This window comes from Okeania sp. SIO2F4, assembly GCF_010672385.1.
GTDB lineage: Bacteria > Cyanobacteriota > Cyanobacteriia > Cyanobacteriales > Microcoleaceae > Trichodesmium.
In genome coordinates this window covers 1-1937 of record NZ_JAAHGT010001285.1, presented here as the reverse complement: position 1 = coordinate 1937, position 1937 = coordinate 1, and the positions used below count along the sequence as shown (strand labels likewise).

The 1937-nt window shown below is 34.8% G+C and carries 1 protein-coding gene and 1 pseudogene; one reads left to right on the top strand and one right to left on the bottom strand.

Translation table 11 applies throughout. The features are described 5' to 3' along the window. Positions 1-246: 246 nt before the first annotated feature. Positions 247-1047, bottom strand: a complete 801-nt coding sequence (locus F6K22_RS39725; protein ID WP_293110549.1) for a metallophosphoesterase family protein — start codon at positions 1045-1047, stop codon at positions 247-249. Positions 1048-1651: 604 nt separating this feature from the next. Here F6K22_RS39725 and F6K22_RS39720 point away from each other — a divergent pair. Beyond that, positions 1652-1937, top strand: a pseudogene (locus F6K22_RS39720) (hypothetical protein); the annotation flags it as partial.

The window sequence follows — 1937 nt, the reverse complement described above, 5'->3', positions numbered from 1 at the left end:
GACAAGTTATGAATAAGCATTTGAGAGGCTTTTTCCTGAGAAAAGTGTATTGAAAAGTACATTTTTTTAAGAAATTCACCCCAAGATTCTTACTCCCCCCTCTTCCCCCTCTTCCCCCTCTCCCCACCCTCCCACAAGGTTTTCAGGAGTTCCTTATCAGGGATAGGTAGGGAAGGGGGGCAGGAGGGTTAGGTTTTTAGGATTTATCCATCTATCACAGAATAGGTAATTATTAATTATTAATTATTAATTATTGAAAAGCTGAATTACACCTTGGTCAAAAATATGATTATTAACATCAATACCCCTAACAATTAAACGGTCATTATAAACATCAAAAGCAGCAAAACTAAAATCACTTGTAGAATATTCAGTCCACTCCGATCTATCTACAAGACGTTGTTTTGCTCCAGCACCACAGGTTAAATAAGTAGTACCATTTATTGCGCGAGTTCTTTCATAATCATGTTCATGTCCGTTAATATAAACTTGAACCTGATACTTTTTAAACAGGGGAGTTAAAATATCAATAAATTTTTCATTTAAGCCATACATTCCAGAAGAATAAATTTGATGATGACCAAATACTATTTTCCAGGGTGCTTTGCTGTTACTTAGTTCTTTTTCTAGCCAATTTAATTGAGATTCCCAGTCAGCATTAATATTAGTATCTAAGGCAAAAAATTGAATTGGTTTATACTCAAAAGTATAGTATCTTCCTGCCATATTAAAATTTGGATATTCTAGTTCCCACTCTCCATTATTACTTCTAAGATCGTGGTTACCCAGACAGGCATAAAATTTTACTTTATTGTCTAATAAAGCTTTGTATGGTTTCTCAAAAACATCGCCAATTTTTTCAATTTCTCCATCTTCATAGATATTATCACCACCAAGAATTACAAAGTCAAAAGGATATTGTAAATAATAGCGTCTCATAGCTTTAGCTACAGCAAATTGATCTTTGCCTCCTGTACCAGTATCGGCAACAGAAACAAACCGAAAAATAGGATTAGTTTTGAGAGAGGAAAAATTATACCGTTTCACAGAAGTTAAAACTCAAAAGTCAAAAGTAATATTTTATCAGGTCAAAATTTTGACGCTACAGTAATTTCAGGAAATTATTTCACATCTAAAGTTTGAAACTATTTATAACATTCTTTTTTCACGCTTGGTATTGCTTAACGTAAGCATTTAGCACTCAGGTATCAACTATCAGCTTCTGAGCTACATCTATAGTTTTCTGCAACAGAATTGTATGCAAAATCATGGTTTTTGTGCTTTAATTCTATGGTTTAAAATGTAATATAAGCTGAACTAATCCTTGCTTTATTCATTAAAAAGCTGAGTGCTCAGAGCTGACCGCTAATAACTGAATGCTTAGTGACGCTACTTAGACTAGCTAAAAATAAAAATTGACGACGTTTTATACTCATAATTAATGGGAAAATAAATTAACAGGACTTACGCACCCAAACAAGAAACCGGGTTTATTGCCCTGATTATTGTTTCTCAGGAAATTTCATCGATCGACCCGGTTTCTGCGTCAGTCCTAATTAAGTAGAAAAAGGACTATAGTCCACAGTACAAATTTGTCTTTTATTTTATCGCTTTATTAGTCGATTTGCTTAGTCCAAAAGGTATAGAAAAAATGTCAGAAGACCAATCAAACCAACCAAATTCAGAACAACCTGAAACAGAAGCAGTTTCCCAGGAAACAACAGAAACTCCTTCTATCACCTCCGAAACCCAACCTCAAGAACAACCTATTACCGAGAATGAATCAGTTGTGGCCAAACCTGGACTTTGGCAGCAAGTTTTGGGGTTAATTCGTTCCTTACTACCAGAGTCCCTAAGTCAGAAGCTTTCTGATGGGTTGTTGACTGGGGCGATCGCTGGTATTTTTGCCCTAATTCTGGTAATTATTTTTGTTTCTA